The organism is Bradyrhizobium sp. SHOUNA76, from assembly GCF_023006445.1.
Lineage (GTDB): Bacteria > Pseudomonadota > Alphaproteobacteria > Rhizobiales > Xanthobacteraceae > Bradyrhizobium.
The window spans coordinates 1-1,473 of the sequence record NZ_JALBHA010000861.1; the positions used below are offsets into that span (position 1 = coordinate 1).

Consider the following 1,473-nt stretch of genomic DNA (forward strand, 5'->3'; position numbering starts at 1 on the left):
GGACACGCCGTTGAGCGCGATGATGCCGCCGAACACGACGCTGACGTCGCGAACCGCGAGCAGGGGCGATGTCCCCTGCGCGAGCTGTGCCTGCGTCATCTCGTCTCGCCCACACTGTGCAGTGGGCGACGGGGCGATGCGAACCGCTCCCGGTGATGACAAAGGCTATCTGATCCCCTCGGCCACACGCGCAACTTTTCCTCCTGATTTCAGCTTTTTGCTGATGTCTTTTTTGGAATGCGGCATCAGACCCCCGAGCGCCGCTTCGATGTTCCTTACCATCGCTAAGAGACGCGGTCCAATGTCGTTGATCAAATGCTCTTCCGTGAAGCGGAATGCGGGCGCGCCGCAATTGAACGCGTAGGGACCGGTTCCGTCGTTGAGCCTAAGCGCGACGCCCGCGGCGCCGATATCGTCGTGCCAGTCTCCGACGGAGATCGCAAAGCCGTACTTCGCGACGGTCTCGCCGGAACGTTCCAGCCCTTCGCGCATCTTCGGCCAGCGGCTGCCGTAATGCTCCCGCAGCAGGCGCGAGAGCTCTGCGCGATCGTCGGGGTCGAGCGCCCAGAAATAGGCGCGACCCATCGCACTGGTTGCAATCGGCACGCGGGCGCCGACGTCAAGTTGAACACCGACCGTCTCGCTGCCGCGGCTCTGTCCGAAATAGATCATGCTGTGACGGTCGCGGCCGCCGACGGCGACGGCGCCGCCGGTCGCGCGCATCAGGTCCTCGCGAAACGGCTCGGACAAATGCCGAACACCGAGATTGGCGAGCGCTGCGTAGCCGAGCGACATTGCGGCGGGGGTGAGCTGGTACTTCTCGAAGCGGGGAACCGGCGTCAGATAGCCGAGCTTGGTCAGCGTATAGGTCAGCCGCGACACGGTCGGCTTCGGCAGGTTGGTCCGCGCCGCGATTTCCTGATTGCCGAGAAGACCGTCATTGGGTTGGAATGCGCGCAATACGTCCAGTCCGCGGGAAAGCGCGACGACGAAGTTCCGATCGGTCGCGGTCTTCTTTCCTGTACGCTTCATCCCTGATCTGCTTCTTGCGCGGAGTCGTTGACAACGTCCGTGCTTCAAAATAACCCTGCCGTCAAGATGCGGAATTAAATTCCGCACCGCGAAATCGACAAAAGTATATAGCCCCACCAAGGAGGGACACCGTGAGCGAAGTGGTCAAGCTTGAGCGTCATGACGAAGTCGGGATCGTCACGGTCAATAGCCCTCCGGTCAATGCGCTGAGTGCCGCAGTCCGCGGGGGCATCCTGGAATGCATCAAGGCCGCAATCGCCGATCCCGCCATCAAGGGCATCGTGCTGACCTGTGCCGGCCGCACCTTCATCGCGGGGGCCGACATCACCGAATTCGGCAAGCCGCCGAAGCCGCCGGCCCTCAACGACGTGCTGTCCGAGATCGAGAACTCGCCGAAGCCGGTGGTCGCTGCGATCCACGGCACGGCGCTCGGCGGCGGCC

2 protein-coding genes and 1 pseudogene are annotated in these 1,473 nt (G+C 63.1%); 1 reads left to right on the plus strand and 2 read right to left on the minus strand.

What is annotated here, in order from left to right; all coding sequences use genetic code 11:
• Together livG and MOV74_RS37990 are read right to left on the minus strand one after the other, a co-directional pair.
• Window positions 1–99: pseudogene (gene livG / locus MOV74_RS37985) on the minus strand (high-affinity branched-chain amino acid ABC transporter ATP-binding protein LivG); the annotation flags it as partial.
• 66 nt (window positions 100–165) lie between these two features.
• Window positions 166–1,032 (minus strand): IclR family transcriptional regulator, encoded by an 867-nt coding sequence (locus tag MOV74_RS37990; RefSeq protein WP_246932622.1) that lies wholly within the window; start codon window positions 1,030–1,032, stop codon window positions 166–168.
• 131 nt (window positions 1,033–1,163) lie between these two features.
• Between MOV74_RS37990 and MOV74_RS37995 the strand changes: the two genes are divergently transcribed.
• On the plus strand, window positions 1,164–1,473 hold a 310-nt coding region (locus MOV74_RS37995), incomplete at its 3' end, for an enoyl-CoA hydratase/isomerase family protein (protein ID WP_246932624.1).

What these genes read in the sequence shown, in the direction of transcription:
- MOV74_RS37990 (WP_246932622.1), bottom strand. Translation starts at nt 1,032, where the DNA reads ATGAAGCGTACAGGAAAGAAGACCGCGACCGATCGGAACTTCGTCGTC.